Source organism: Candidatus Omnitrophota bacterium (assembly GCA_041648975.1).
GTDB lineage: Bacteria > Omnitrophota > Gorgyraeia > 2-01-FULL-45-10 > 2-01-FULL-45-10 > JAQUSE01.
Genome location: JBAZNZ010000006.1, coordinates 25,763 through 48,990, shown reverse-complemented (window position 1 = coordinate 48,990; position 23,228 = coordinate 25,763). Strand labels below are relative to the sequence as shown.

Here is a 23,228-nt window from a genome sequence, read left to right as displayed (position 1 = left end):
CCCCTTCTATCTACTACGAACAATCAGCTATGAACTATTTTATTTCCACATAAACGCCGGCCGGTAAGTCCAGCTTCTTCAAGGCATCGATAGTCTTTGCCGTCGGGTTTATTATATCCAGTATCCGCTTATGTGTCTTTATTTGGAACTGGTCCCTGGACTTCTTGTCCACATGAGGCGACCTCAAGACCGTAAATATCTCGCGTCTGGTCGGGAGAGGTATCGGTCCGGCAACACCGGCACCGGTGCGTTTGGCCGTCTCCACTATCTCCTGCGCGGACAGATCCAATAGCCTGTTGTCATAAGCAAGTAACTTTATCCTGATTTTTTGAATCTCTTGTTGCGCCATATTCTTCTCTATTCTATGACTTCGGTTACGACCCCTGCGCCAACAGTATGTCCGCCTTCACGTATGGCGAACCTCAACTCTTTTTCCATGGCTATCGGGGTTATCAGAACTACTTCGAAGCTTACGTTATCGCCGGGCATGACCATCTCGACCTCTTTGGGGAGGGTTACTACTCCCGTGACGTCTGTGGTCCTGAAGTAGAACTGCGGGCGGTAACCGTTAAAGAAGGGCGTGTGACGGCCTCCTTCTTCTTTGCTCAATATATATACCTCTGCCTTGAACTTGGTGTGAGGGGTGATGGAACCCGGCTTTGCCAGGACCTGCCCCCTCTCGAGGTCTGTCTTCTCGATACCCCTTAACAGGACGCCGATGTTGTCTCCGGCTTGTCCTGAATCGAGCAGCTTCCTGAACATCTCAACGCCCGTGACTACGGACTTCTTTGTGGGGCGTATGCCTACTATCTCGATCTCCTCGCCCACCTTTATCTGGCCTCTCTCGACCCGGCCTGTTCCTACTGTGCCGCGGCCTGTTATCGAGAAGACGTCTTCTATGGGCATGAGGAAGGGTTTATCTATGTCCCTCTTGGGCTCGGGGATGAACGTATCGCATGCTTCCATGAGCTCGAATATGCTCTTTGTGGATTCCGGGTTATCGGGCGCCGACATCGCTTTTAATGCGCTGCCCCTTATCACGGGGGTCTTGTCTCCGGGGAACTGGTACTTGGTGAGAAGCTCCCTCACTTCCAGCTCGACCAGGTCCACGAGTTCCTTGTCTTCCACAAGGTCTACTTTATTGAGGAATACGACTATTGAAGGGACATTGACCTGGCGGGCCAGGAGGATATGCTCTCTTGTCTGGGGCATCGGGCCGTCCACTGCCGATACCACAAGTATGGCTCCGTCCATCTGCGCGGCTCCGGTTATCATATTCTTGATGTAATCGGCGTGTCCGGGGCAGTCTATATGGGCGTAATGCCTCTTCTCGGTCTCGTATTCAACGTGCGCTACGGCGATAGTAACGGTCTTGGTTTCATCCCTGACGGTGCCGCCCTTGGCGATATCGGCGTAGGACTTAACCTGCGCCTTGCCCTTTTTGGCAAGGGTCGCTAAAATTGCTGCCGTCAAAGTAGTCTTGCCGTGATCGATATGGCCGATTGTGCCGATGTTCACGTGCGGCTTAGATCTTACAAACGCTTCCTTTGCCATAAACTCTCCTTTATTTTCTTTCTTTAACGCGTCCGCTTAATTCTATTATTTTTTCCGATATATTTTTAGGCACTTCCTGATAATAGGAAGGCTCCATGGTGTAAGAAGCGCGTCCCTGCGTAAGGCTTCTTACGGTAGTCGCATAACCGAACATCTCGCTTAACGGCGCGAACCCTCGTATGACTTTAATATTCAACCTGTCCGTAATGGCTTCTATTTTTACCCTGCGCGAACTGAGATCTCCGATAACGTCGCCCATATAATTGTCCGGAGTAATTACTTCCAGGTTCATGATAGGCTCAAGAAGTATCGATCCCCCGGTCCTGAGCGCCTCACCCACGGCGATCGAGCCCGCCATATGGAACGCCAGGTCGGATGAATCTACTTCGTGATAAGAACCGTCTACCAGTTTCACGTCGATATCAGTCACGGGATATCCGGCAAGCTGCCCGTTCTGGGCGGCATCTATCACGCCCTCTTTGACGGACGAGATATACTCCCGGGGAATGGCGCCGCCTATGATCTTCGACTCAAATAATACGCCTGCGCCTTTCTGCGCCGGCGCTACATCCAGCACGACATGCCCGTATTGGCCCCTGCCCCCGCTCTGCTGTATAAACTTGCCTACGGCCCTGACCTGCCTGGTCAGAGTCTCTTTATAAGCTACCTGAGGCTTGTCCACATTGGCCGCGACATTAAATTCCCTGAACATCCTATCGACTATTATCTCCAGATGCAGTTCGCCCATGCCGCTTATTATCGTCTGCCCGGTCTCTTTAGCGTAGGTTACCTTAAAAGTCGGGTCTTCCTCCGCGAGCCTGTTCATAGCCAAACCCAACCTTTCCTGGTCTGCCTTTGTCTTAGGCTCTATCGCCATAGATATGACAGGTTCCGGAAAATGCATCGTCTCCAGGACAATGGGGTTGTCTTCATAACAGATGGTGTCGCCGGTCGTCGTATTTTTCAACCCGACGAGCGCGACGATATCGCCGGCCATCGCCTTATCGACGATCTCCTGCTTATTTGCATGCATCTTCAATATCTTGCCGATGCGTTCTTTTGTATCTTTCTTGGAATTGTAAACATATTGCCCCGGATCGAGTATCCCGGAATAAACGCGCGCGTAAGCCAGTTTTCCGACGAACGGATCGGCCTTGATCTTGAATACAAGCGCGCAGAACTTCTCGTTTTCAGACGGCTCTCTCGTCACCTCTTCTTCCGTCTCCGGGTTGATCCCTTTGACAGGAGGAAGGTCGAGCGGCGACGGCAGGAAATCGCAGATACCGTCCAATAAAGGCTCTATGCCTTTGTTCTTCGCGGAAGCGCCGCAGAATACGGGAATTATTTTTGCGGCTAATGTAGCTTTCCTGATAAAATTCCTTACTTCATGAGGGTAGAGTCCTTTTTCATTGATGTACCTGTCCATGACCGTCTCGTCTACCTCGCCTAGTTTCTCTATCAGATTATGCCTGTACTTGCTCGCCAATTTCTTCAAGTCCTCGGGTATGTCGGTAACCTCAAACCCGGATTTTCCTTCGCTGCCTAAGTAGATTATAGCCTTCATCGTTATAAGATCTATGACCCCCTGGTACTTGTCTTCCGCACCTATAGGTATCTGGAGCGGCAAGGGATTCGCCGCCAATCGCTCGCGCATATCATCAAGAACCTTAAAGAAGTTCGCGCCGGTCCTGTCCATCTTATTGATGAAAGCGATCCTTGGAACTTTATACTTCTCCGCCTGGCGCCATACGGTCTCGGATTGGGGCTGGACGCCTCCAACGGCGCAGAGAACAACAACGGCGCCGTCAAGTACCTTAAGGGATCTCTCGACCTCTACCGTAAAGTCGACGTGGCCGGGGGTATCTATAATATTGATATTCTTGTCTTTCCAAAAACAGGTGGTTGCGGCGCTCGTAATAGTAATACCGCGCTCCTGCTCCTGGACCATCCAGTCCATTACTGCGGTCCCCTCGTCGACAGTGCCGATCTTATATACCTTGCCGGTAAAAAATAGCATGCGTTCGGTCGTCGTCGTCTTGCCGGCGTCGATATGCGCTATTATGCCTATGTTCCTTAAATTAAATAATCTTGTGTCTTTTGTAGTCATTTTTTTATCAACGTCCTCGCTTACCATCTGTAATGAGCGAAGGCCTTATTCGCTTCAGCCATCTTATGTGTATCTTCCCGCTTCTTCATGGCAGAGCCTTCTCCTTTGTAAGCCTCCAACATCTCATCCGCAAGCTTTATCTCCATCGGCTTGCCCTTCTTCGCTCGCGCGAAGTTCCGTATCCACCTCATCGCGATAGAAATACCTCTTTCTGACTTAACATCGATAGGGACCTGATATGTTGCTCCTCCGATCCTTCTCGGCTTTATTTCCAATAACGGCCTGACGTTATCGAGAGCTTTCAGAAAAACCTCCAGAGGCGGTTTACCGGTCTTCTCGCCTAATATGCCGAAACACTTGTAAACTATCTTTTCCGCGGTAGACTTCTTGCCCTGCAGCATCATTATATTGATAAATCTTGCCACAGTGGCGTTCTTATATTTTGGATCCGGTATGATCTCTCTCTTATCAGCTCTGCGTCTTCTCATCGATTATCCTTACCTTTTTTATTTTGCGGCTTTACCTGGCGCTGCCTTATCTTTCGGTTTTTTTGCTCCGTATTTCGATCTCGATTTACGTCTGTCGGTCACACCTGCCGTGTCGAGCACTCCTCTCACGATGTGGTACCTGACACCCGGAAGGTCTTTTACTCTGCCGCCTCTGACCAACACTATGGAATGCTCCTGCAGGTTATGGCCGACTCCCGGTATATAAGATGTGACTTCTATTGAATTCGTCAGCCTTACCCTGGCAACTTTTCTCAGCGCTGAATTCGGCTTTTTGGGAGTCTGCGTCTTTACCTGAAGGCACACGCCCCTTCTCTGCGGACAGCCCTTGAGAGCGGGCGACTTGCTCCTGTTTTTGAACTTTTCTCTTCCCAATCTTATAAGCTGGTTTATCGTCGGCATTTGTATTATCCCTGCTCCCCTGCTTTATCTTCTTTTGTGCTCCCCTTTTTATCTTCTTTAGTCTCTTCTTTGTCTTTCTTGGCGTCGTCCAGCACATGCTTTACTATCGATATGTTCCTGTGGAAATCAAAACCAGTTCCAGCCGGTATCAGATGGCCCATGATGATATTCTCTTTCAGCCCGATCAGGTTATCCGTCTTGCCGCTTGCGGCAGCTTCGGTCAGCACCCTGGTCGTCTCCTGGAAGCTTGCGGCCGAGATAAAACTCTCGGTGTTCAGCGACGCCTTCGTTATACCCAACAACACAGGCACCGCACTTGCCCCCTTACCTTTCTTCTTGGTCGCCCTCTTATTCTCTTCAATATAAACGGTCTTATCGACCTGCTGCCCCATCAGGAACGTCGTGTCTCCCGGGTTCTCTATTCTCACCTTGCGCAGCATCTGCCGCACTATGACCTCGATATGCTTATCGTTAATATTGACGCCCTGCAACCTGTAAACTTCCTGAACTTCATTTACCAGATACTCCTGAAGTTTTTTATCTCCGGAAACCCTCAAGATGTCCTGCAGGACTACGGGACCGTCTATCAATTGCTCGCCCGCTGTGACTTTATCGCCCTTATACACGTTAAGGTGTTTTCCGTGCGGAATGACATATTCTTTCTTCATACCTGTCGGGGATGTGATTATGACCCTTTTCTGCCCTTTCTTCGACTCGCCGAATTCTACTAAACCGTCGATCTCGCTTATGATGGCGGGATCCTTAGGCCGTCTTGCCTCAAAGAGCTCAGCGACCCTTGGCAAACCTCCGGTTATATCTTTGGTCTTACCGAAGACGCGGGGAGTCTTAGCGAGAACCTCTCCGGCAGTAACCCCTTTACCATCATGTACTACGATATGGGCGCCGGCAGGGATCGGGTATATAGCGAGAACCTCTCCGTCCTTGTTTAATATAAGTATCTGAGGATGGTAGTCGCCTTTGTGCTCGACGATGACGCGGTTCTTCAACTTCGTCGCGGGGTCGAGCTCTTCCTTCATGGTAACGCCTTCTTTGATGTCCTCGTACTTTGTCTTGCCGGAAACTTCTGTAAGGATGGGTACAGTGTAGGGATCCCATTTCACGAATATCGAACCTTCTTCTACCGGCTTACCGTCTTCAACCCTTAATATAGCCCCTTGGGGGATCGTATATCGTTCAAGTTCGCGTCCCTGCGGATCATTGATGCTCACCTGGCCGTTTCTGTTCAGGACGACCAATTCGCCTTCTTTCTTGGTTGCAACGACCCTCAAATTGTGGTATTTTATCATACCTTTATACTTCGATTCAGTAAATGACTGCTCCACTATCCTCGAGGCGGTTCCTCCTATATGGAATGTTCTCATCGTCAGCTGCGTACCGGGCTCACCTATAGACTGTGCCGCAACTATACCGACTGCCTCACCGAGTTCAACGATCCTGCCCGTTGCGAGATTTCTTCCGTAACATTTTACGCAACATCCGTGCTTTGATTCACAAGTAAGAACACTCCTGATCCTGATCTTCTCTATGCCGACCTCTTCGATCTGCTTTGCCTTCTCTTCGGTAATCTCGGCGCCCGCTTCTACAAGTACCGTATCTGTTATAACGTCGACTATGTTGTCGAGCGCGACCCTTCCTATTATCCTTTCGGCCAGCTTCACGACCACCTCGTCGCCTTCGATGATCGCGCTTATCAATATACCGTTCAACGTCCCGCAATCGTCTTCGCTGACTATGACGTCCTGCGCCACATCGACGAGCCTGCGAGTAAGGTATCCGGAATCAGCTGTCTTCAACGCAGTATCTGCCAGACCTTTTCTCGCGCCGTGCGTAGATATGAAATACTCCAGCACAGTCAGCCCTTCCCTGAAGTTAGCCTTGATAGGGGTCTCTATAATCTCTCCGGAAGGTTTTGCCATCAGTCCTCTCATGCCGGCGAGCTGCCTGATCTGGAGCTTCGAACCGCGTGCGCCGGAATCCGCCATCATGAATATAGGATTGAACGAATCGAGTTCCTGGAATATGAGGTCCGATACGTCGTCGGTCGCATGTGTCCACAGGTCTATGATCTTATTATAACGCTCGCGGTCTGTTATGAGCCCTCTCTTATACTGCTCTTCGACGTGGTTGACGTCTGTGATCGTCTTCTGGAGATATTCGTCTTTTTTCTTCGGTATCTGCAGGTCATTTACGGATATCGATAGGCCCGCTTTCGTCGCCTCTTCGAATCCAGCCCTCTTGAGATCATCGAGCAGCTTTATGACCACCTGATGTCCCTTTGTCTTGTAGCAGCTATATATGGTCTTGCTTAATTTGGATTTGCTCATAGTCTCGTTCACATAGACTATGCCTTCGGGCAGAAGAAGGTTAAATAAGACCCTGCCAACCGTTGTTTCAATAAGCTTGCCGCCTATGTCGACCTTTATCTTCGCGTGCAAATCGACCTCTTCGTCATTATGAGCGATAACGACTTCCTCGGACGAGCTGAAGATCTTTCCTTCGCCCTTGGCGCCGGGCTTCTCCTTCGTCATATAGTAACATCCGAGGACAATATCCTGGGTCGGGCTCGTGATCGGCCTGCCGTCTGCCGGTGAAAATATATTTGTTGTGGCCATCATGAGCAGTTTACACTCGGTCTGCGCCTCGATAGAAAGAGGAACGTGCACCGCCATCTGGTCACCGTCAAAGTCCGCGTTGAAAGCTGTACAGACGAGCGGATGTATGCGAATGGCATTGCCCTCGATCAGTATCGGCTGGAACGCCTGTATACCCAGCCTGTGCAGGGTCGGGGCTCTGTTTAACATAACGGGATGGTCTTTTATAACATCGTCCAAAATGTCCCAAACCTCCAGCTTCGCCTTCTCGACCATCTTTTTGGCGCTCTTTATCGTATGGACAAACCCTTTTTCTTTCAGTTTCTTTATAATAAAAGGCTCAAAGAGTTCAAGAGCCATCTTTTTTGGCAACCCGCATTCTTTGAGCTTCAGCTCAGGACCGACTACTATAACGCTTCTTCCGGAATAATCTACCCTCTTACCCAGCAGGTTCTGCCTGAAACGCCCCTGTTTTCCCTTCAACATATCGCTCAGCGACTTCAAAGGCCTGTTGCCGGGGCCCAGAACGGCCTTTCCGTGACGTCCGTTATCGAAGAGGGCGTCGACAGCCTCCTGGAGCATGCGCTTTTCGTTCCTTATGATGATCTCCGGCGCCTTCAGTTCTATCAACTTCTTCAACCGGTTGTTCCTGTTTATCACACGCCGATAGAGGTCGTTAAGGTCGCTTGTCGCGAACCGCCCGCCGTCAAGCGGCACGAGAGGCCTTAGGTCGGGAGGGATGACCGGTAATATGTCGAATATCATCCATTCCGGCTTGTTTCCTGAATTCTTGAACAATTCTATGAATCTGAGGATCTTTACGCTCTTCTTCTGGATGTTATCGGACTTGGAGTCTTTGATCTCGCGTTTTATCTTCGAGGCCAGCTTATCGAGGTCGATGTCTTTAAGCAGATCCCTTATAGCTTCAGCCCCCATCTTAGCCGTAAATTTCTGGCCGAATTTTTCCCTGAACTCTTTATAACGCTCTTCGGACAGCAGGTCCATCTTCTTCAGCGATGTCTCACCCGGATCGATGACTATGTATTCTTCGTAATAGAGCACCTTCTCCAACTCTCTGGAAGTTATGCCCAGCATGATACCGATCCTTGACGGCATGACCTTAAAGAACCAAACATGCGACACCGGACAGGAGAGCTCTATATGGCCCATCCTCTCCCTGCGAACGCTGGAGCGGGTGACCTCTACCCCGCACCTGTCGCATATGATGCCCTTATGCTTTATGCGCTTATATTTCCCGCAATTGCATTCATAGTCTTTGGTAGGCCCGAATATCCTCTCGCAGAAGAGTCCGTCTTTCTCGGGCTTCAGCGTCCTGTAGTTGATAGTCTCCGGCTTCTTGACTTCGCCTTTAGACCATGACTTCACGACCTGGGGTGACGCTATCTTTATGGTTATTGCATTAAAATAACCGATATCCTCGACCATTATTATTTATCCTTTTCTTCAACAGGAGATCTCTTCTCCAGCTTGATTTCGAGTCCCAACGACTGCAATTCTTTTACAAGGACGTTGAAGGATTCGGGCGTACCCGACTGAAGTTTATTATCGCCCTTGACCACGGCTTCATATATCTTCGTCCTTCCGACAACATCGTCCGATTTAACAGTAAGCAATTCCTGTAAAGTGAACGCCGCGCCGTAGGCTTCGAGAGCCCACACTTCCATCTCGCCGAATCTCTGTCCGCCGAACTGCGCTTTTCCTCCAAGCGGCTGCTGAGTAACGAGCGAATACGGCCCGATGGACCTTGCATGTATCTTGTCGTCGACCAGATGGGCCAGTTTCAGCATATAAATGTAGCCAACCGTCACTTTCTGGTCGAACGGTTTTCCTGTAAACCCGTCATACACGCTTACCTTGCCTTCAAGCGGTATCCCGGCCTTCTTCATTTCTTCTTTGATCTCATTTTCGCTCGCGCCGTCAAAGACATGGCTCGCTACGGTGAAACCGAGTATCTTGGCGGCCCATCCGAGATGCGTTTCGAGTATCTGCCCTACGTTCATACGGCTCGGCACTCCGAGCGGATTCAACACTATCTCAACAGGCGTCCCATCTGCGAGGAACGGCATATCCTCCTCGGGCAGGATCTTCGCGACGACCCCCTTATTCCCGTGTCTTCCCGCCATCTTGTCGCCGACCGATATCTTCTTCTTGCTCGCTACATATACTTTGACCTTCTTCAATACACCAGGTGGAAGCTCGTCGCCTCTCTTGACTCTATCTATCTCCCTTTCGAGTTCAAATGTAAGCTCTTCTATCTGGCTGTCGAGCAACCTGGTGATCCTGGCTATCTCCTGCTCTATCTCGGGATTATTGACCTTGACATTCTCCAGGTCTCCCTTATCGACTATCTTATTCAGGTCTTTTACCCTTACGGTCCTGCCCTGGGAGATCAGCGCCCTGCCGGATTCCTGGTCCAGTATTCCAGCCGCAAGTTTGCGGCCCACCAGCAGGTTGTGGAGTTTCCTATACTTCTCTTCTTTTATCTTTTCTATCTGTGTCTGGAACGTGCCCTCCAGGATCTTTATCTCTTTCAGTTCCAGCGTCCTCTCTTCTTTTGTTTTAGAACGCGCGTCCCTTCGCGAGAATACCCTTACATCAACGATTATACCGTCAACTCCCGGAGGCGCGATCAGGGACGAATCCCTCACGTCGCCGGCCTTTTCTCCGAATATCGCGCGCAGCAGTTTTTCTTCAGGAGATAGCTCGGTTTCGGACTTAGGCGTAACTTTGCCCACCAGGATATCTCCGGGCTCAACTTCGGCACCGACTCTTATTATTCCGCTTTCGTCCAGGTTCCTGAGAGCTTCCTCGCCGATATTAGGGATATCCCTGGTTATCTCTTCATTTCCTAACCTGGTATCTCTGGCCTCAAGTTCAAATTCCTCGATATGGAGGGATGTATATTTATCTTCCGCCACAAGCTTTTCGCTCAGCAGGATAGCGTCTTCAAAATTATATCCTCTCCAAGGCATGAACGCCACGAGCACGTTCTTCCCCAGAGCCAGCTCGCCCTTGTCAGTCGCTGCGCCGTCGGCAATAACATCTCCTTCTTTTATCTTATCCCCAAGCTTGACTATTGGCCTCTGGTTTACGCATGTATTGGCATTTGACCTGTCGAATTTTATCAGCTTATAGCTCTTGCCGCTTACAACTATCTCGCCTGCGTCAACACTTGTCACCGTTCCGGAATTCTTCGATGAGATTACGGCCCCGGAATCTTTAGCGGTCCTATACTCCATGCCTGTGCCTACCAGCGGAGCTTCCGTATACAGGAGAGGAACAGCCTGGCGTTGCATGTTGGAGCCCATAAGCGCCCTGTTGGCGTCATCGTGTTCAAGGAACGGGATAAGGCTCGCGGCCACGCTCACAAGCTGCCTGGGCGATACATCCATATACTGGACATCCTTAGGCTCAGTCTGGAGGAAATTATCTTTAAAACGGCAGAATACCTTATCTTCCGTAAGATTGCCTTTCGCGTCTATCTTTGAATTGGCCTGAGCTATGATGTAAAGGTCCTCTACATCAGCCGACAAATAGTCGATCTTATCGGTAACGCGGGCATTCTCAACTTTCCGGTATGGCGTTTCGATAAAACCGAACGGGTTTATCTTTCCGTATGTGCTCAAGGAGGCTATAAGGCCTATGTTCGGGCCTTCAGGCGTTTCAATAGGGCACATCCTGCCATAGTGGGAATAATGGACATCGCGGACTTCGAATCCCGCCCTGTCCCTATTAAGACCTCCTGGCCCAAGCGCGCTCATGCGGCGCTTGTGCGTCATTTCGGCCAGCGGATTCGTCTGGTCCATGAATTGGGACAACTGGCTCCTGCCGAAGAAATCCCTGATAACGCCGGACACAAGCTTTGCGTTCACCAGGTTGTGCGGCATCACATTGGAAAGGTCATAAAGGTTCATTCTCTCCCTGCACGACCTGTCGACCCTTGCCAGCCCTATCCTGATCTGATTTAAAAGCAATTCTCCAACACAGCGGACGCGCCTGTTGCCTAAATGGTCGATATCATCCGTCGTTCCCTCTCCGTTCTTAACTGATATAAGCCTGTTTATGACCTGGACGAGCGTATCCGGGGTTATAAGCCTCTCTTCCAGAGACACGTCCATATTCAATTTTCGGTTAAGCATGTAACGGCCGACCTGGCCAAGATCGTATCTCTTCATGTCGAAGAACAGCCTCTGCATAAGATTGGCGGCCGATTCCGGCGTTGGGGGATCGCCGGGCCTGAGTTTTCTATATACATCCATTACCGCATCTTCTTTGGTCTTAGTATGATCTTTCTTCAGCGTATTCAATATCTCCGGAACCACCTTGGTCAGCACATCGACCTTGCGCGCGGACGAATTCCATATCCTCTCCGCCGACTCTTTAGTGATCTTGTGCAGTTTCTCGGCGACTACTACGTTCGTTTCCTTTTCGACCAGGTCTCTGGCAATAGTCATTCCTATTAGTTTCTCAAGCTGCGCCTGTCTTGTTATCTCATGAGTCTCTACTCCGCAAAATGCCTTAAGGATGTCGTAATCGGAAGAGTAGCCGAATATCCTGAAGAACGGCGTCGCGAGGAATTTGCGCCTCCTGTCGACATATACATAAAGCACATCGTTAATATCAAATTCGAATTCGACCCATGCGCCCCTATATGGAATTATGCGCGCGGAAAATATCGTCTTGCCCGACGCATGCGGTTCTGATTCGAATGAAATGCCGGGTGAGCGATGAAGCTGGCTGACGACAACGCGCTCATCCCCGTTCACTATGAATGTGCCGGTGTCGGTCATAAGAGGTATGTCGCCAAGATAGACTTCCTGCTCTTTCGTCTCGGTCTTCGATTTAAGCCTTAGCATGATCTTGAGGGCTCCGGCAAAGCTCATGCCGCGCTTCTTGCATTCCGGTATGTCGTATTTCGGCTTGCCGATAGTGTAGCTTAGATATTCAAGCTTATGCTCGCCGTCAGCAGTCTCTATCGGGAACACCTCACGGAACGCTGATTCCAACCCCTGGTTCTTCCTTTTGCTCTTAGCAGTATCCGATTGCAGGAATTCGGCATAAGAGTCAAGCTGTATCTCCAGTAGATTAGGGAGCCGGTAACACTCTTCTATCTTTGCGTAACTTTTGCGCTTAGGCATGTCTTCCTTCTTAAATTATAGTAACCAGATACCAGTAACCAGTTATTTTAATTCGATCTTCGCGCCCGCCGCTTCAAGCTGCTTCTTTATCTTATCGGCTTCTTCCTTTGTGGCGCCTTCTTTAACTGTCTTCGGCGCTCCGTCGACAAGATCCTTGGCTTCCTTCAGGCCCAGGTTCGTCAAGGTACGAAGCTCTTTGATGACCTGGATCTTGCTCGCTCCCGCTGCCGCCAGGACTACCGTGAACGAAGTCTTCTCTTCTGCGGCTGCAGGCGCTGCGCCCGCTCCGGCGCCCGATGCTACCTGCACGCCGACAGCTGCGGCTGCCACGACCCCGAACTTATCCTCGAGGGCCTTGACCAGATCAGCCAACTCCATAACGGTCATCTTCTCGATGGTGTCCATTACGCTCTTCATCTTTTCAGTCAATTCAACTTTTGCTTCTTTTGCTTCCATGTCTTTACCTCTCCTTCTTGTTTATTCTGTCTTAAGTTCTTACTTCCTGCGCGCCCGCGGCGGGCGTACTCTGTTTGCTCGTTTTTATAGCGTCGACCACATAGACGAACTTCCTTAATACCGCTGACAGCGTATTGACAAATCCCGTTATCGGCGATTTTATGCCGCCCACTACCTGAGCCAGCAGCACGTTCTTCGGCGGCAGGCCGGCCAACTCCTTCACTTTCTCCGGCGGCAGCGGCTTTCCGTCTATGACAGCGCCTTTTATCTTGAATTTATCATGATCCTTTGCGAAGGCGGCCAGTATCTTGCAGGTCGCTACTATATCTTCGCCGCTTAACGAGATGCCCATCCCGCTGTCGATCTTGGAGACTTCCGACTCCATCTTTATCTTTTCAAATATTATCTTAAGCGCAGAATTCTTCACTACAAAAAACGTCGAAGACGACTGCTTAAGGTTCCGCCTGAGCGATTCGAGGTCCGCGACGGACGACCCCATATAACTTGTGATCACGAAATTCGGACGCTCCTTGAACCTCGAGGCTATCTCCTCTATCATCAGTTCTTTACAGAGCTTCCCGTATTTATCTTTTGCTATCATGACAATTATTTCCTAAATTCCGACAGGTCCAGCTTCACGCCTGGACCCATCGTAGTCGATATAAAAAGCGTCTTCACATGCTGCCCTCTCAGCCCCTGGGGATTGGACCCCATTATCGCGTCTATGATAGTCATCGAGTTCTCGTAGAGCGCCTCTTCCTTAAAAGAGAGCTTGCCGACCGGCGCATGTATGCCCGCCTGTTTATCCATCTTAAACTCAATCTTTCCGGCTTTAACCTCTTTAATGGCCTTAGCCGTATCCGGCGTAACTGTGCCGGACTTCGGGTTCGGCATGAGACCTCTCGGGCCGAGAACTTTTCCGAGCTTCGCTATGTCTTTCATCATGTCAGGAGTCGCTATAGCTACATCAAAATCAGCCCATCCGCCCTGAACCTTCGCCACTAACTCCTCTGCGCCTACGACATCAGCGCCCGCATCCCTTGCTTTCTTATCCTCTTCACCCTTACAGAACACTACGACCCTGACCTTTTTGCCGGTTCCATGAGGAAGGGCAACCGTGCCGCGGATCGACGCGCTCTGAGCCTGTTTAGGGTCTATACTTAGCTTGGCGGATATCTCTACGGTCTCGTCAAATTTCAGCTTCGGGGCTTTCCTAAGTATTGCGATGGCATCCTTAAGGCTATAGAGCTTCTGTTTATCTACAAGAGCCTGGACCACTTTCAATCTTTTCGTAAGTTTTTTCATTATCTCCGGCCTATCCTTCTATATCAATTCCCATGCTTCTGGCGGTCCCTTTAACGATGTTTATTGCCGCTTCCATATTCTGTGTATTTAAATCTTTCATCTTCATTTTGGCGATCTCTTTTACCTGTTCAATGGTAACCTTGCCGACCTTGGTCTTGTTAGGTTCGCCGCTTGCTTTGGCGATGCCACAAGCGCGCTTCAGGAGCACGGAAGACGGGGGGCTCTTAATAATAAAGGTAAAGGACCTGTCCTCATATGCTGTAATAACAACTGGAAGGGTCAATCCTTCCTGGTTCTGTGTCTGCGCATTGAATCTTTTACAAAAATCCATTATATTCAGGCCGTGCTGGCCCAGGGCAGGTCCTACCGGAGGCGCCGGATTGGCGGCTCCCGCGGAACAATATAGCTTTATTATCGCTTTTACCTTCTTGGCCATTTTAAATCTTCTCCACCTGCCAGGTCTCTAATTCGACCGGTGTCGCCCTTCCAAATATCGATATCATAACCTTTATCTTGCCTTTGGTCAGATTAGCTTCTTCCACCACACCGTTAAAATTCGTGAACGGCCCGTCATTGACCCTGATATTTTCGCCTTTATCAAAAACAACCTTAGGCGTCGGTTTCTCTTTCGCTTCTTTAGCCTGCTTCAGTATCATATCTATTTCATCTTCCCTGAGCGGCAACGGCCTCGCGCCGGCCCCGACGAATCCTGTAACGCCCGGTATACTCTTGATGAGGTACCACGTCTCATCATTCAGTTCCATCTCCACCAATATATATCCCGGGAAGAACTTGCGCTGCGATATCCGCTTCTTTCCGCCCTTCACTTCCGATACCTGCTCTATCGGCACCAGGATCTGGGAAATATTATCTTTAGCGAGGCCGGCCTTGAGCTTACCCTCGAGGACGTTCCTCACCCTGTCTTCGTAACCCGTCTGTGTGTGCACTACATACCACTGTTTTGCCATCTCTTAAATTACCCAGCCTTATAAACTTGACATGATGACGTTAATGATCTTGGACAATATGATGTCGCAGACCCCTATGAATAATGAGAGTATCGCTAAAGATACAAGGACCACGACCGTTGAGCCTATCAATTCTTCTCTCGTAGGCCATGACACCTTCAACATCTCGAGCTTTATCTCTTTAAAGAAATTAGCAACTTTATTTGCCATTTTTTCTAATATCTTTCCGCGCTCAGTGTCCTTTCCGGGATTGAGCTTTGTTTATTCCCGTATTTATTTCGGGAAATTGCAGGCCCAAATTTAGCGACGCATTTAGGTCCTTCAGCTGCTCCTATTCGTCGCAACTTCTGGACCAAATTTGCTATCGCAAATTTGGCAGGCCAGGAGGGACTTGAACCCCCAACACGCGGTTTTGGAGACCGCTGCTCTGCCATTAGAGCTACTGGCCTCCCTAAGATCACTCCTGACTCTAACCTGGCGGGACTAAGGGAGACTGTTGGCTTACATTCCCGCCTCTCATTCCATATTATGCCGGCGGGCACCACCCACTCCTCTCACCACACGCCGATATGCGCGCGGGCTTACTTAATCTCCTTATGCGCTGTATGTTTCTTACAAAACTTACAAAACTTGCTAAGTTCCAGCTTATCCGGATTCTTCTTCTTATTCTTAGTAGTTGAATAATTCCGATTCTTGCATTTGGTGCATTCAAAGGTGATAACTTCTTGCGCCATGGTACAGCTCCTAAACCCTTAGTAACCAGAGCCCAGTTGCCAGAAACCAGAACAATTAGACTGCCGTTTTTTATCTGGTTACTGGTTACTTTCTTTCTGGTTACTGTTGTCCTATTCTATGACTTCGGTTACGACCCCTGCGCCAACAGTATGTCCGCCTTCACGTATGGCGAACCTCAACTCTTTTTCCATGGCTATCGGGGTTATCAGAACTACTTCGAAGCTTACGTTATCGCCGGGCATGACCATCTCGACCTCTTTGGGGAGGGTTACTACTCCCGTGACGTCTGTGGTCCTGAAGTAGAACTGCGGGCGGTAACCGTTAAAGAAGGGCGTGTGACGGCCTCCTTCTTCTTTGCTCAATATATATACCTCTGCCTTGAACTTGGTGTGAGGGGTGATGGAACCCGGCTTTGCCAGGACCTGCCCCCTCTCGAGGTCTGTCTTCTCGATACCCCTTAACAGGACGCCGATGTTGTCTCCGGCTTGTCCTGAATCGAGCAGCTTCCTGAACATCTCAACGCCCGTGACTACGGACTTCTTTGTGGGGCGTATGCCTACTATCTCGATCTCCTCGCCCACCTTTATCTGGCCTCTCTCGACCCGGCCTGTTCCTACTGTGCCGCGGCCTGTTATCGAGAAGACGTCTTCTATGGGCATGAGGAAGGGTTTATCTATGTCCCTCTTGGGCTCGGGGATGAACGTATCGCATGCTTCCATGAGCTCGAATATGCTCTTTGTGGATTCCGGGTTATCGGGCGCCGACATCGCTTTTAATGCGCTGCCCCTTATCACGGGGGTCTTGTCTCCGGGGAACTGGTACTTGGTGAGAAGCTCCCTCACTTCCAGCTCGACCAGGTCCACGAGTTCCTTGTCTTCCACAAGGTCTACTTTATTGAGGAATACGACTATTGAAGGGACATTGACCTGGCGGGCCAGGAGGATATGCTCTCTTGTCTGGGGCATCGGGCCGTCCACTGCCGATACCACAAGTATGGCTCCGTCCATCTGCGCGGCTCCGGTTATCATATTCTTGATGTAATCGGCGTGTCCGGGGCAGTCTATATGGGCGTAATGCCTCTTCTCGGTCTCGTATTCAACGTGCGCTACGGCGATAGTAACGGTCTTGGTTTCATCCCTGACGGTGCCGCCCTTGGCGATATCGGCGTAGGACTTAACCTGCGCCTTGCCCTTTTTGGCAAGGGTCGCTAAAATTGCTGCCGTCAAAGTAGTCTTGCCGTGATCGATATGGCCGATTGTGCCGATGTTCACGTGCGGCTTAGATCTTACAAACGCTTCCTTTGCCATAAACTCTCCCTCCTCTTTGACTTATTCATGGAGCTGCAGATCGGGATTGAACCGATGACCTCATCCTTACCAAGGATGTGCTCTACCGACTGAGCTACTGCAGCCGCTCAGTCCCGCTAATGTCATCAGGCATTGACTCTGCAGCGGCTATAAACAAAAATTACAAAAACTCCTCCACGTCAGAGTTATCGTGTATAAAACTCTTCTAAATAAACTATATAATATAATATCTAATACAATATATAGAGTTTTTTTATTATAACAAAAAACTCAAATATGTCAAGTATTTTTTTAATTTATATGATCTCGACCGCTTCTTTTTTGATCCAGGCGAGTTTTCCGTCGGGACGCTTTATCCGGCGCCATCCTTCTCTCGTCGTCAGGACGGTCACCTCATCCCCCTCGTGCAGCTTGTAATAAGTTGTGGATTTGTCTATAGGCTCGTATTTACATTCGACATCTTTTTCTATGATTATACCGTGCCTCAAGATCTCTTCATCGTAATAGCGGACAGAGACCGCGCTGAGTGCGACCAAAAATATCGCCGTCAGAACGATGAATAATAATATACCCTTCCTGGCAATTATACGGTTAAAGATAAATATTGCCAGGACCACCATGATGATAAGATACAGGGCCAATGTCAGGTTCGCGAGGGCATTCAGGTTCATGTCCAAAAATGGCGCCTTAATGTACCCTGTAAGCCTCCGGATGGCGCTGTCGTCAGGATACGAAGTCCCTGCCATTGTCTTGGCGTACGCTAGGTTGGACTTCAGGTCGCCATCCTGCGGAATGAGCCTCCTGGCCCTCTCATAGCATAGGATAGCGTAACCGATCTTTCCGAGTTTAAAGAAACCGTTACCTATATTATAATGCAGCCTTCCGTTCTCCACTCCGGTATCGAGCACCATAAGGTACTCTTCGAGCGCCTTCTTATAGTCTCCGGCCCCGTATGAACGATTCGCTGAGTAAAATAACTGGTTAGGATCCTTCGCGGCAGGTTCCGCGGCACACGCCCGGCTTGCAAGGGTAAACAATATAAATAAAGCCGCTATATATCTCTTCATAATTTTCTGCGCTCCAGGTATCTTATGATCTCCGCCACATCCTTTACGTTATCCTGCATCTTATAGATATCCGTCTTCGAGAAAGCGAATCTCATCTCATCGCAGGCATCGAACAATTTCTTTATCTTCTGGATGATATCGCGGTCTACGCCCTTCTCCAGGGCGATCCGTTCTATCTCACTATATGTTGTTCCTGCCGGAGCGATGTAGAAACGGTTCCCGAGATACCCCTGAAGCGTCTTGAACAGGGTCTCGTAAAATATCCTAGGGTCTTCCGGTTTTAAGTGTCGTTTCAACTCCCTCACACTTCTTTTGGCATACCGGAAAGAAGCCAGGCGCGCGGCGTATTCCGTGTCGTATCTGATCCTGTTCCTGCGCGCATTGGTTACATAAAGAGATATCAATAACACAATTGGTACAATTGTAAGGACAATAAATAGATTACTCCTGTATATCTGGTAATTTTTAGGCAGCCATGCGCCCGGAGATTCCTTTATATATATGATGTCTCTGGCCAGATCTTCTTTTTCCTCAGTCCTCCGCTCAGGCACGGATGCCGCGCCTATCACCTGGGACGGCGACTCTTCAATGCCCTTCTCCACCTGCAGCGGGATCGGATCCTGAGTTATCACCTTGTACATCTTCTGCGCCGGGTCAAAATAACTGAAGACAGCTTTAGGTATCTGTGTGATCATGTCGGTAGTTGGGATGAGGACCTGGGAAAAGGTCTTCCTATTCTCTTCGGTCTTGACCTGCGGATCGTAGACCTTAAAACCTTCGGTATTATCTATCCTGGGCGAAAGCACCGTATTGAAGTTGCCTGTGCCGTTAATGACCATAGTGACCGTCAAAGGATCACCCACTTTTACTTTCTTAGGATTGGCGCTGTATATGAACTGATAATCGCCGACAGCGCCGAGATAGTCTTTAGGCCTGCCTTCGGCAGGGATGGGCTCTATCGTTATCCTGGTTTCCTGGGATTTCAGCTCCATGGGATGCTTTTCATACCGGGTAAAGAAATCGTCAAACGAATCCCTATAGGGTGAACTGTCGTAATCATCCATCATAGACGGCATCCTGGCCAGCCTCTTTCTGGCAATCACATTGCACTTGATCTTTGCGGGGCCGAGCGAGTAGTCGCCGCTCTTGGTCCCAAATATATTCGTATTGAACTCGAGGACGTCGTATAACAATCCTCCCATACGCTCCCTGTATTGTTTCGGTTCCTTGAACTCTATCTTTGAAAACCCTTCCTGGGCAAAGGTCGGCAACTGGATATCGCTCACATTGAGCCTGTTCACATAAAATTTCACTTTTACCGGAATAAGTTCGTTTACATAAGCCGAGGCCTTGCTGATCTCAAGCTTTACGAATATCCTGTCGCCCAGTTCAATATTATCCGCGGATGACTCTTCGACGCTCTTTGCCGCGATCACTTTCTCAGCCGTAGCCTCCAGCGTCACCGTATTTGATACGTAATTGTCTCCTTTATATTTGAAAGAGAACGGCCCCAACTGAAAAGTCCCTATCTTCAAGGGTAGGACGGTATACATGTGCGTTATGGCGGTGGATACCTGGCCGTTGATGACGGTCATCATGGTCGACGGCCCTAGATACCGTATCTCGAGTCCGCTGATATTCCCTATGTCGGGCGCAGGCATGCTCTGGGTCCCGCGGAAGGAGAGCCCCAGTTGCGCGGACTCGCCGAGGGCTACCTGCCGGCGGTCAAGGCTTACTTCGAATCTTCCGTCCTCTGCATATAATAAGGACGCCAGCGAACAGATCGTAATGGCTAAAACTATAAATATATAAATGCGTTTTTTCATACACACCTTATTTACCAATCTCTGGACGGCTCCGGAAGGTTCACCCTTTTCTTCATCATCTTTATCGCGCCGCCGGTAGCCTCTTCCCCTTTATATCCTTCGAGTATCATCTTAGCTTCCTGTTCCGACATCTCACCAGGCTCTCCCTGCTCCTGCGGTGACTGATATGCTGTCAATCCTCCGCCTTCCTCGTCCTCTTTTGAAATACCGGCTGTCTCTTCTTCCTTTCCTTCTTCAGATGGCTTCGGCTGCTCCTGCTCTTCTTCTCCCGTGCCGCCCTTATCCTTTTCCTGATCCCCGGGCTGCTGCTTATTCTCCTTCTCGCCTTCCTGCTTCTGCTGTTCTTCCTTATCGCCGTCCTGCTCCTTCGGATTTTCCTCCTGCTCGCCGCCTTCTTTCTTCTGCTGATCAGACTCTTCGCCCTCTTTTTTGTTGTCAGCGGCGTTCTTCTCGTCCTCGCCCTGCTTTTGATCCTGGTCCTTCTGGTCACCTTTATCTTGTTCGGAGCTGGATTTCCCTTCTTTCTGCTGCTCTTCCTGCTTCCCAGTTTCCTCTTTTTCCTGACTTCCCCCGCCGCCGGCATCCTGGGGCTGAGACCCTTTTTGCTGATCCTTCTGCTGTTCCTGCTTATCCTGTTGCTGTTTATCCTGGTTTTTCTGCTGATCCTTCTGCTGCTCTTTGTCCTGCTTCTTCTGGTCCTTATCCTGTTTCTGATCCTGTTTTTTCTCCTGCTCCTGGTTTTTCTGCTCCATCAGCTGCATGAGCCTGTTCTCAACGAACTCATAATTATATTTCGCGTCTTTGTCGGACGGATCCAGGTCTATAGCGCGCTTATAAAATTTAAGCGCTGTCTCGTACAGTTCTTTAGTCTTATTGAAATCGCTCTTCTGTTTTGTTGTCCCTATCTTGTACTGGACGTTTCCGATATTGTAATCTGCCTTTGGCACCAATCCAGCGTCACCTGAAGCTATCGCTTTATTGAAAGAATCTATCGAACCGGAATATGACCCCTCCTTGTACTTCGCGGCCCCGATATTGAAATTCACAACCCCGGAATCGCGTTTTTCTTTCAACGCCGCGGAATATATCTTGGCCGCTTCGGAATATTTTTTATCATTATATAATAAATTGCCTTTTTTCACATCATCTTTAAGCGTGGCGAAGGCGCATTCGCTGATCGCGAAGCACATGAGGAACGCGATCGAGATCACCCTTATCATGTCGCGATACGCCTCCTCTCGGAAATGAGCGGTTCGATGAAGAGCAGTAGTATGGCGAACGCCAGGAAATACTGAAACTTCTCCCTGTAACGCTTCCTCATTTTGGCTTCGATGTCGCGTTTTTCAAGCTTTGAAATGCTTTTATCATATAACAGGACGAGCCCGAATTCGGCCTGCGTCGCCCGGACATAATTGCCGTCTGTAGCGATCGCTATCTGTTTCAGCACATCTTCGTTCAGTTTCGTCTTTACAATATTACCTTTACTGTCTACGAGATATTCCCTGTCGCCGCGCTCCCCTATGGTGGGTATCAATTCGCCTTCCGCCGTCCCTACGCCTATGCAGTATATCCTTATTCCCGCCTCAGCGGCCTCTTTTGCCGCCGAGAGCGCATCGCCCTCCAGATCTTCCCCGTCGGTGATGATGACGAGCACTTTGTACTTCTTCTCCTGCCCGCTCAATATCCTCATCGCTTCTTTTATAGCGCTCGCTATGGATGTCCCTCCCCTGGGGATCGTCTCTGTGTTCAGGTCATCAAGGGCGAGAACGAATCCGTTATAATCGATCGTCAGCGGGCACTGCAGGAACGACGCTCCGGCAAACGCTATCAGCCCTATCCTGTCGCCGTTCAGCTTCTTTATCATGTCCTTTACGGCAAATTTGGAACGTTCGAGCCTGTTGGGCTTGACATCTGTAGCGAGCATGCTGTTAGAGACGTCTATGGCTACCAATATATCCAGCCCCATCCTCTTCGTCTCTTCCCATTCGAACCCCCATTGCGGACGCGCGAGCGCGATGAAGCTTAAGGATACGGCTATCGTGATCAGCGCCATCTTTATCAACTTCCGCCTCATACTTACCGTGGGTGCGATGCTCGACAGTAACGTCTTGTCCGCAAACTTTCTGATGCGCGCCTGCCTGCGCCTGAAGGTCCATATATAAAACAGCACCAGGAGCGCGGTCAAAGAATAGATAATATTAAAATAATCCGGGTTCGCGTAGTTCATGGCACCTTTAAAAATAGAGTGTTCGCAAGGAATATCTCAAGCGCCAGCATAATCAGCGCCGGTATAAGGAAAATATAGAAGAGCTCGCTATATTCCCTGTAGCCGAAATGCTCGATATTCGATTTTTCAAGCCGGTTTATGTCGTCGAATAACTTACGCAGGGTCTCCGTGTCCGTCGCGCGGTAATATTTTCCGCCCGTGATATCGGCGATCTTTTTGAGGACCTCTTCGTCGATCTCTATAGGTATCTTCTGGTAAACTGTCCTGCCGTAGACGTCCTTAAAAGGATAAGGGACGAGCCCCTTTGTGCCCACGCCTATCGTGTATATCTTTATCTTAAGCGCCTTCGCGGCCTCGGCCGCGACTATAGGCGAGATCGTGCCCGCGTTATTTACGCCGTCCGTAAGAAGTATTATTATCTTGGATTTTGTTTTGGATGTGCGCAGCCTGTTGCTGGCGCTGGCCAGCGCCGAGCCGATGGCGGTGGCATCTTCGATCATTCCGACCCTCACCCTATCGAGATTTTCGTTCAGCCACGCGTAATCGGTAGTCAGGGGGCATACGGTATAAGCGCGCGCCGCGAACGCTATCATACCGATCCTGTCATCTTTCCTCTTCCTGAAGAACTCCTTGACGACTTCCTTTACCACATCATACCTGTTCACGCGCGACGCCCCCAACCTGAAGTCTTCGGCCAGCATGCTCGTCGATGTGTCAAGCGCAACTACAATGTCGACGCCTTCGGATACTGTCTTGGTTCCTTCCAGAACAGATTGCGGCCTGGCGAGGGCCATTATGAAAAGGCACAGCGCTATAACCCTAAAAAATATCATGAACTTCGAGAGCCGTAGGCGGAGCGTCGGCTTAAGCCCCTCCAGGAGTTCGCGTGAGGAAAAGATGAATGTCGTGTCGGTGCGCCTGCTCTTAACTATTATGAAAAGAAGAGGCAGCAGAAGGATCAGCCATAAGGCTGCAGGGTATTTGAACGTTACCATAT

Annotated in this window: 20 protein-coding genes and 2 tRNA genes; all 22 read right to left on the bottom strand. The window is 49.7% G+C overall.

What is annotated here, in order from left to right; genetic code table 11:
- Positions 1 to 34: 34 nt before the first annotated feature.
- Positions 35 to 349 (bottom strand): 30S ribosomal protein S10, encoded by a 315-nt coding sequence (gene rpsJ / locus WC592_02790; protein MFA4981378.1) that lies wholly within the window; start codon positions 347 to 349, stop codon positions 35 to 37.
- Between the two features lie 8 nt (positions 350 to 357).
- Positions 358 to 1,554: an elongation factor Tu gene (gene tuf / locus WC592_02785; GenBank protein MFA4981377.1), complete on the bottom strand. Its 1,197-nt coding sequence runs from the start codon at positions 1,552 to 1,554 to the stop codon at positions 358 to 360.
- Between the two features lie 10 nt (positions 1,555 to 1,564).
- A complete protein-coding gene (gene fusA, locus WC592_02780; protein ID MFA4981376.1) occupies positions 1,565 to 3,661 on the bottom strand; it encodes an elongation factor G in 2,097 nt (698 codons plus the stop codon).
- A gap of 20 nt (positions 3,662 to 3,681) precedes the next feature.
- Positions 3,682 to 4,149 carry a 30S ribosomal protein S7 gene (gene rpsG, locus WC592_02775; protein ID MFA4981375.1) on the bottom strand — a complete coding sequence of 156 codons (468 nt, stop codon included), beginning with the start codon at positions 4,147 to 4,149 and terminating at the stop codon, positions 3,682 to 3,684.
- A gap of 18 nt (positions 4,150 to 4,167) precedes the next feature.
- Entirely contained in the window at positions 4,168 to 4,569 is a 402-nt protein-coding gene (gene rpsL, locus WC592_02770) for a 30S ribosomal protein S12 (protein ID MFA4981374.1), read from the bottom strand.
- A 5-nt stretch (positions 4,570 to 4,574) separates the two neighbouring features.
- A complete protein-coding gene (rpoC, locus tag WC592_02765) occupies positions 4,575 to 8,627 on the bottom strand; it encodes a DNA-directed RNA polymerase subunit beta' (protein ID MFA4981373.1) in 4,053 nt (1,350 codons plus the stop codon).
- A gap of 2 nt (positions 8,628 to 8,629) precedes the next feature.
- Entirely contained in the window at positions 8,630 to 12,340 is a 3,711-nt protein-coding gene (rpoB, locus tag WC592_02760; protein ID MFA4981372.1) for a DNA-directed RNA polymerase subunit beta, read from the bottom strand.
- 42 nt (positions 12,341 to 12,382) lie between these two features.
- A complete protein-coding gene (gene rplL, locus WC592_02755) occupies positions 12,383 to 12,757 on the bottom strand; it encodes a 50S ribosomal protein L7/L12 (GenBank protein ID MFA4981371.1) in 375 nt (124 codons plus the stop codon).
- A 70-nt stretch (positions 12,758 to 12,827) separates the two neighbouring features.
- Positions 12,828 to 13,397, bottom strand: coding sequence for a 50S ribosomal protein L10 (rplJ, locus tag WC592_02750; GenBank protein MFA4981370.1), 570 nt, complete (start codon positions 13,395 to 13,397; stop codon positions 12,828 to 12,830).
- 5 nt (positions 13,398 to 13,402) lie between these two features.
- Positions 13,403 to 14,101, bottom strand: a complete 699-nt coding sequence (gene rplA, locus WC592_02745) for a 50S ribosomal protein L1 (protein MFA4981369.1) — start codon at positions 14,099 to 14,101, stop codon at positions 13,403 to 13,405.
- 10 nt (positions 14,102 to 14,111) lie between these two features.
- Positions 14,112 to 14,537: a 50S ribosomal protein L11 gene (rplK, locus tag WC592_02740; protein MFA4981368.1), complete on the bottom strand. Its 426-nt coding sequence runs from the start codon at positions 14,535 to 14,537 to the stop codon at positions 14,112 to 14,114.
- Between the two features lies 1 nt (position 14,538).
- Positions 14,539 to 15,069 (bottom strand): transcription termination/antitermination protein NusG, encoded by a 531-nt coding sequence (gene nusG, locus WC592_02735; GenBank protein ID MFA4981367.1) that lies wholly within the window; start codon positions 15,067 to 15,069, stop codon positions 14,539 to 14,541.
- Between the two features lie 18 nt (positions 15,070 to 15,087).
- The gene (gene secE / locus WC592_02730; GenBank protein ID MFA4981366.1) at positions 15,088 to 15,279 is read right to left on the bottom strand and encodes a preprotein translocase subunit SecE; all 192 of its coding nucleotides are present in this window, start codon (positions 15,277 to 15,279) and stop codon (positions 15,088 to 15,090) included.
- 163 nt (positions 15,280 to 15,442) lie between these two features.
- Positions 15,443 to 15,518, bottom strand: a tRNA-Trp gene (locus tag WC592_02725).
- A 132-nt stretch (positions 15,519 to 15,650) separates the two neighbouring features.
- Positions 15,651 to 15,803 carry a 50S ribosomal protein L33 gene (gene rpmG / locus WC592_02720; protein ID MFA4981365.1) on the bottom strand — a complete coding sequence of 51 codons (153 nt, stop codon included), beginning with the start codon at positions 15,801 to 15,803 and terminating at the stop codon, positions 15,651 to 15,653.
- 111 nt (positions 15,804 to 15,914) lie between these two features.
- Complete coding sequence (gene tuf, locus WC592_02715; protein MFA4981364.1) at positions 15,915 to 17,111, bottom strand: elongation factor Tu; 1,197 nt, start codon at positions 17,109 to 17,111, stop codon at positions 15,915 to 15,917.
- A 28-nt stretch (positions 17,112 to 17,139) separates the two neighbouring features.
- Positions 17,140 to 17,215: transfer RNA gene (locus WC592_02710), tRNA-Thr, on the bottom strand.
- 192 nt (positions 17,216 to 17,407) lie between these two features.
- On the bottom strand, positions 17,408 to 18,178 hold the full coding sequence (locus tag WC592_02705) for a hypothetical protein (GenBank protein MFA4981363.1): 771 nt from the start codon (positions 18,176 to 18,178) through the stop codon (positions 17,408 to 17,410).
- Positions 18,175 to 20,004, bottom strand: coding sequence for a BatD family protein (locus tag WC592_02700; protein ID MFA4981362.1), 1,830 nt, complete (start codon positions 20,002 to 20,004; stop codon positions 18,175 to 18,177). The genes WC592_02705 and WC592_02700 overlap by 4 nt, the downstream gene beginning before the upstream one ends.
- A gap of 11 nt (positions 20,005 to 20,015) precedes the next feature.
- A complete protein-coding gene (locus WC592_02695) occupies positions 20,016 to 21,224 on the bottom strand; it encodes a hypothetical protein (protein MFA4981361.1) in 1,209 nt (402 codons plus the stop codon).
- Entirely contained in the window at positions 21,221 to 22,231 is a 1,011-nt protein-coding gene (locus tag WC592_02690; protein ID MFA4981360.1) for a VWA domain-containing protein, read from the bottom strand. The genes WC592_02695 and WC592_02690 overlap by 4 nt, the downstream gene beginning before the upstream one ends.
- On the bottom strand, positions 22,228 to 23,226 hold the full coding sequence (locus WC592_02685; protein MFA4981359.1) for a VWA domain-containing protein: 999 nt from the start codon (positions 23,224 to 23,226) through the stop codon (positions 22,228 to 22,230). The genes WC592_02690 and WC592_02685 overlap by 4 nt, the downstream gene beginning before the upstream one ends.
- Positions 23,227 to 23,228: the final 2 nt, after the last annotated feature.

Coding starts and splice junctions, on each gene's coding strand:
- rpsJ (MFA4981378.1), bottom strand. CDS start 349: ATGGCGCAACAAGAGATTCAAAAAATCAGGATAAAGTTACTTGCTTAT.
- tuf (MFA4981377.1), bottom strand. CDS start 1,554: ATGGCAAAGGAAGCGTTTGTAAGATCTAAGCCGCACGTGAACATCGGC.
- fusA (MFA4981376.1), bottom strand. CDS start 3,661: ATGACTACAAAAGACACAAGATTATTTAATTTAAGGAACATAGGCATA.
- rpsG (MFA4981375.1), bottom strand. CDS start 4,149: ATGAGAAGACGCAGAGCTGATAAGAGAGAGATCATACCGGATCCAAAA.
- rpsL (MFA4981374.1), bottom strand. CDS start 4,569: ATGCCGACGATAAACCAGCTTATAAGATTGGGAAGAGAAAAGTTCAAA.
- rpoC (MFA4981373.1), bottom strand. CDS start 8,627: ATGGTCGAGGATATCGGTTATTTTAATGCAATAACCATAAAGATAGCG.
- rpoB (MFA4981372.1), bottom strand. CDS start 12,340: ATGCCTAAGCGCAAAAGTTACGCAAAGATAGAAGAGTGTTACCGGCTC.
- rplL (MFA4981371.1), bottom strand. CDS start 12,757: ATGAAGAGCGTAATGGACACCATCGAGAAGATGACCGTTATGGAGTTG.
- rplJ (MFA4981370.1), bottom strand. CDS start 13,397: ATGATAGCAAAAGATAAATACGGGAAGCTCTGTAAAGAACTGATGATA.
- rplA (MFA4981369.1), bottom strand. CDS start 14,101: ATGAAAAAACTTACGAAAAGATTGAAAGTGGTCCAGGCTCTTGTAGAT.
- rplK (MFA4981368.1), bottom strand. CDS start 14,537: ATGGCCAAGAAGGTAAAAGCGATAATAAAGCTATATTGTTCCGCGGGA.
- nusG (MFA4981367.1), bottom strand. CDS start 15,069: ATGGCAAAACAGTGGTATGTAGTGCACACACAGACGGGTTACGAAGAC.
- secE (MFA4981366.1), bottom strand. CDS start 15,279: ATGGCAAATAAAGTTGCTAATTTCTTTAAAGAGATAAAGCTCGAGATG.
- rpmG (MFA4981365.1), bottom strand. CDS start 15,803: ATGGCGCAAGAAGTTATCACCTTTGAATGCACCAAATGCAAGAATCGG.
- tuf (MFA4981364.1), bottom strand. CDS start 17,111: ATGGCAAAGGAAGCGTTTGTAAGATCTAAGCCGCACGTGAACATCGGC.
- WC592_02705 (MFA4981363.1), bottom strand. CDS start 18,178: ATGAAGAGATATATAGCGGCTTTATTTATATTGTTTACCCTTGCAAGC.
- WC592_02700 (MFA4981362.1), bottom strand. CDS start 20,004: ATGAAAAAACGCATTTATATATTTATAGTTTTAGCCATTACGATCTGT.
- WC592_02695 (MFA4981361.1), bottom strand. CDS start 21,224: ATGATAAGGGTGATCTCGATCGCGTTCCTCATGTGCTTCGCGATCAGC.
- WC592_02690 (MFA4981360.1), bottom strand. CDS start 22,231: ATGAACTACGCGAACCCGGATTATTTTAATATTATCTATTCTTTGACC.
- WC592_02685 (MFA4981359.1), bottom strand. CDS start 23,226: ATGGTAACGTTCAAATACCCTGCAGCCTTATGGCTGATCCTTCTGCTG.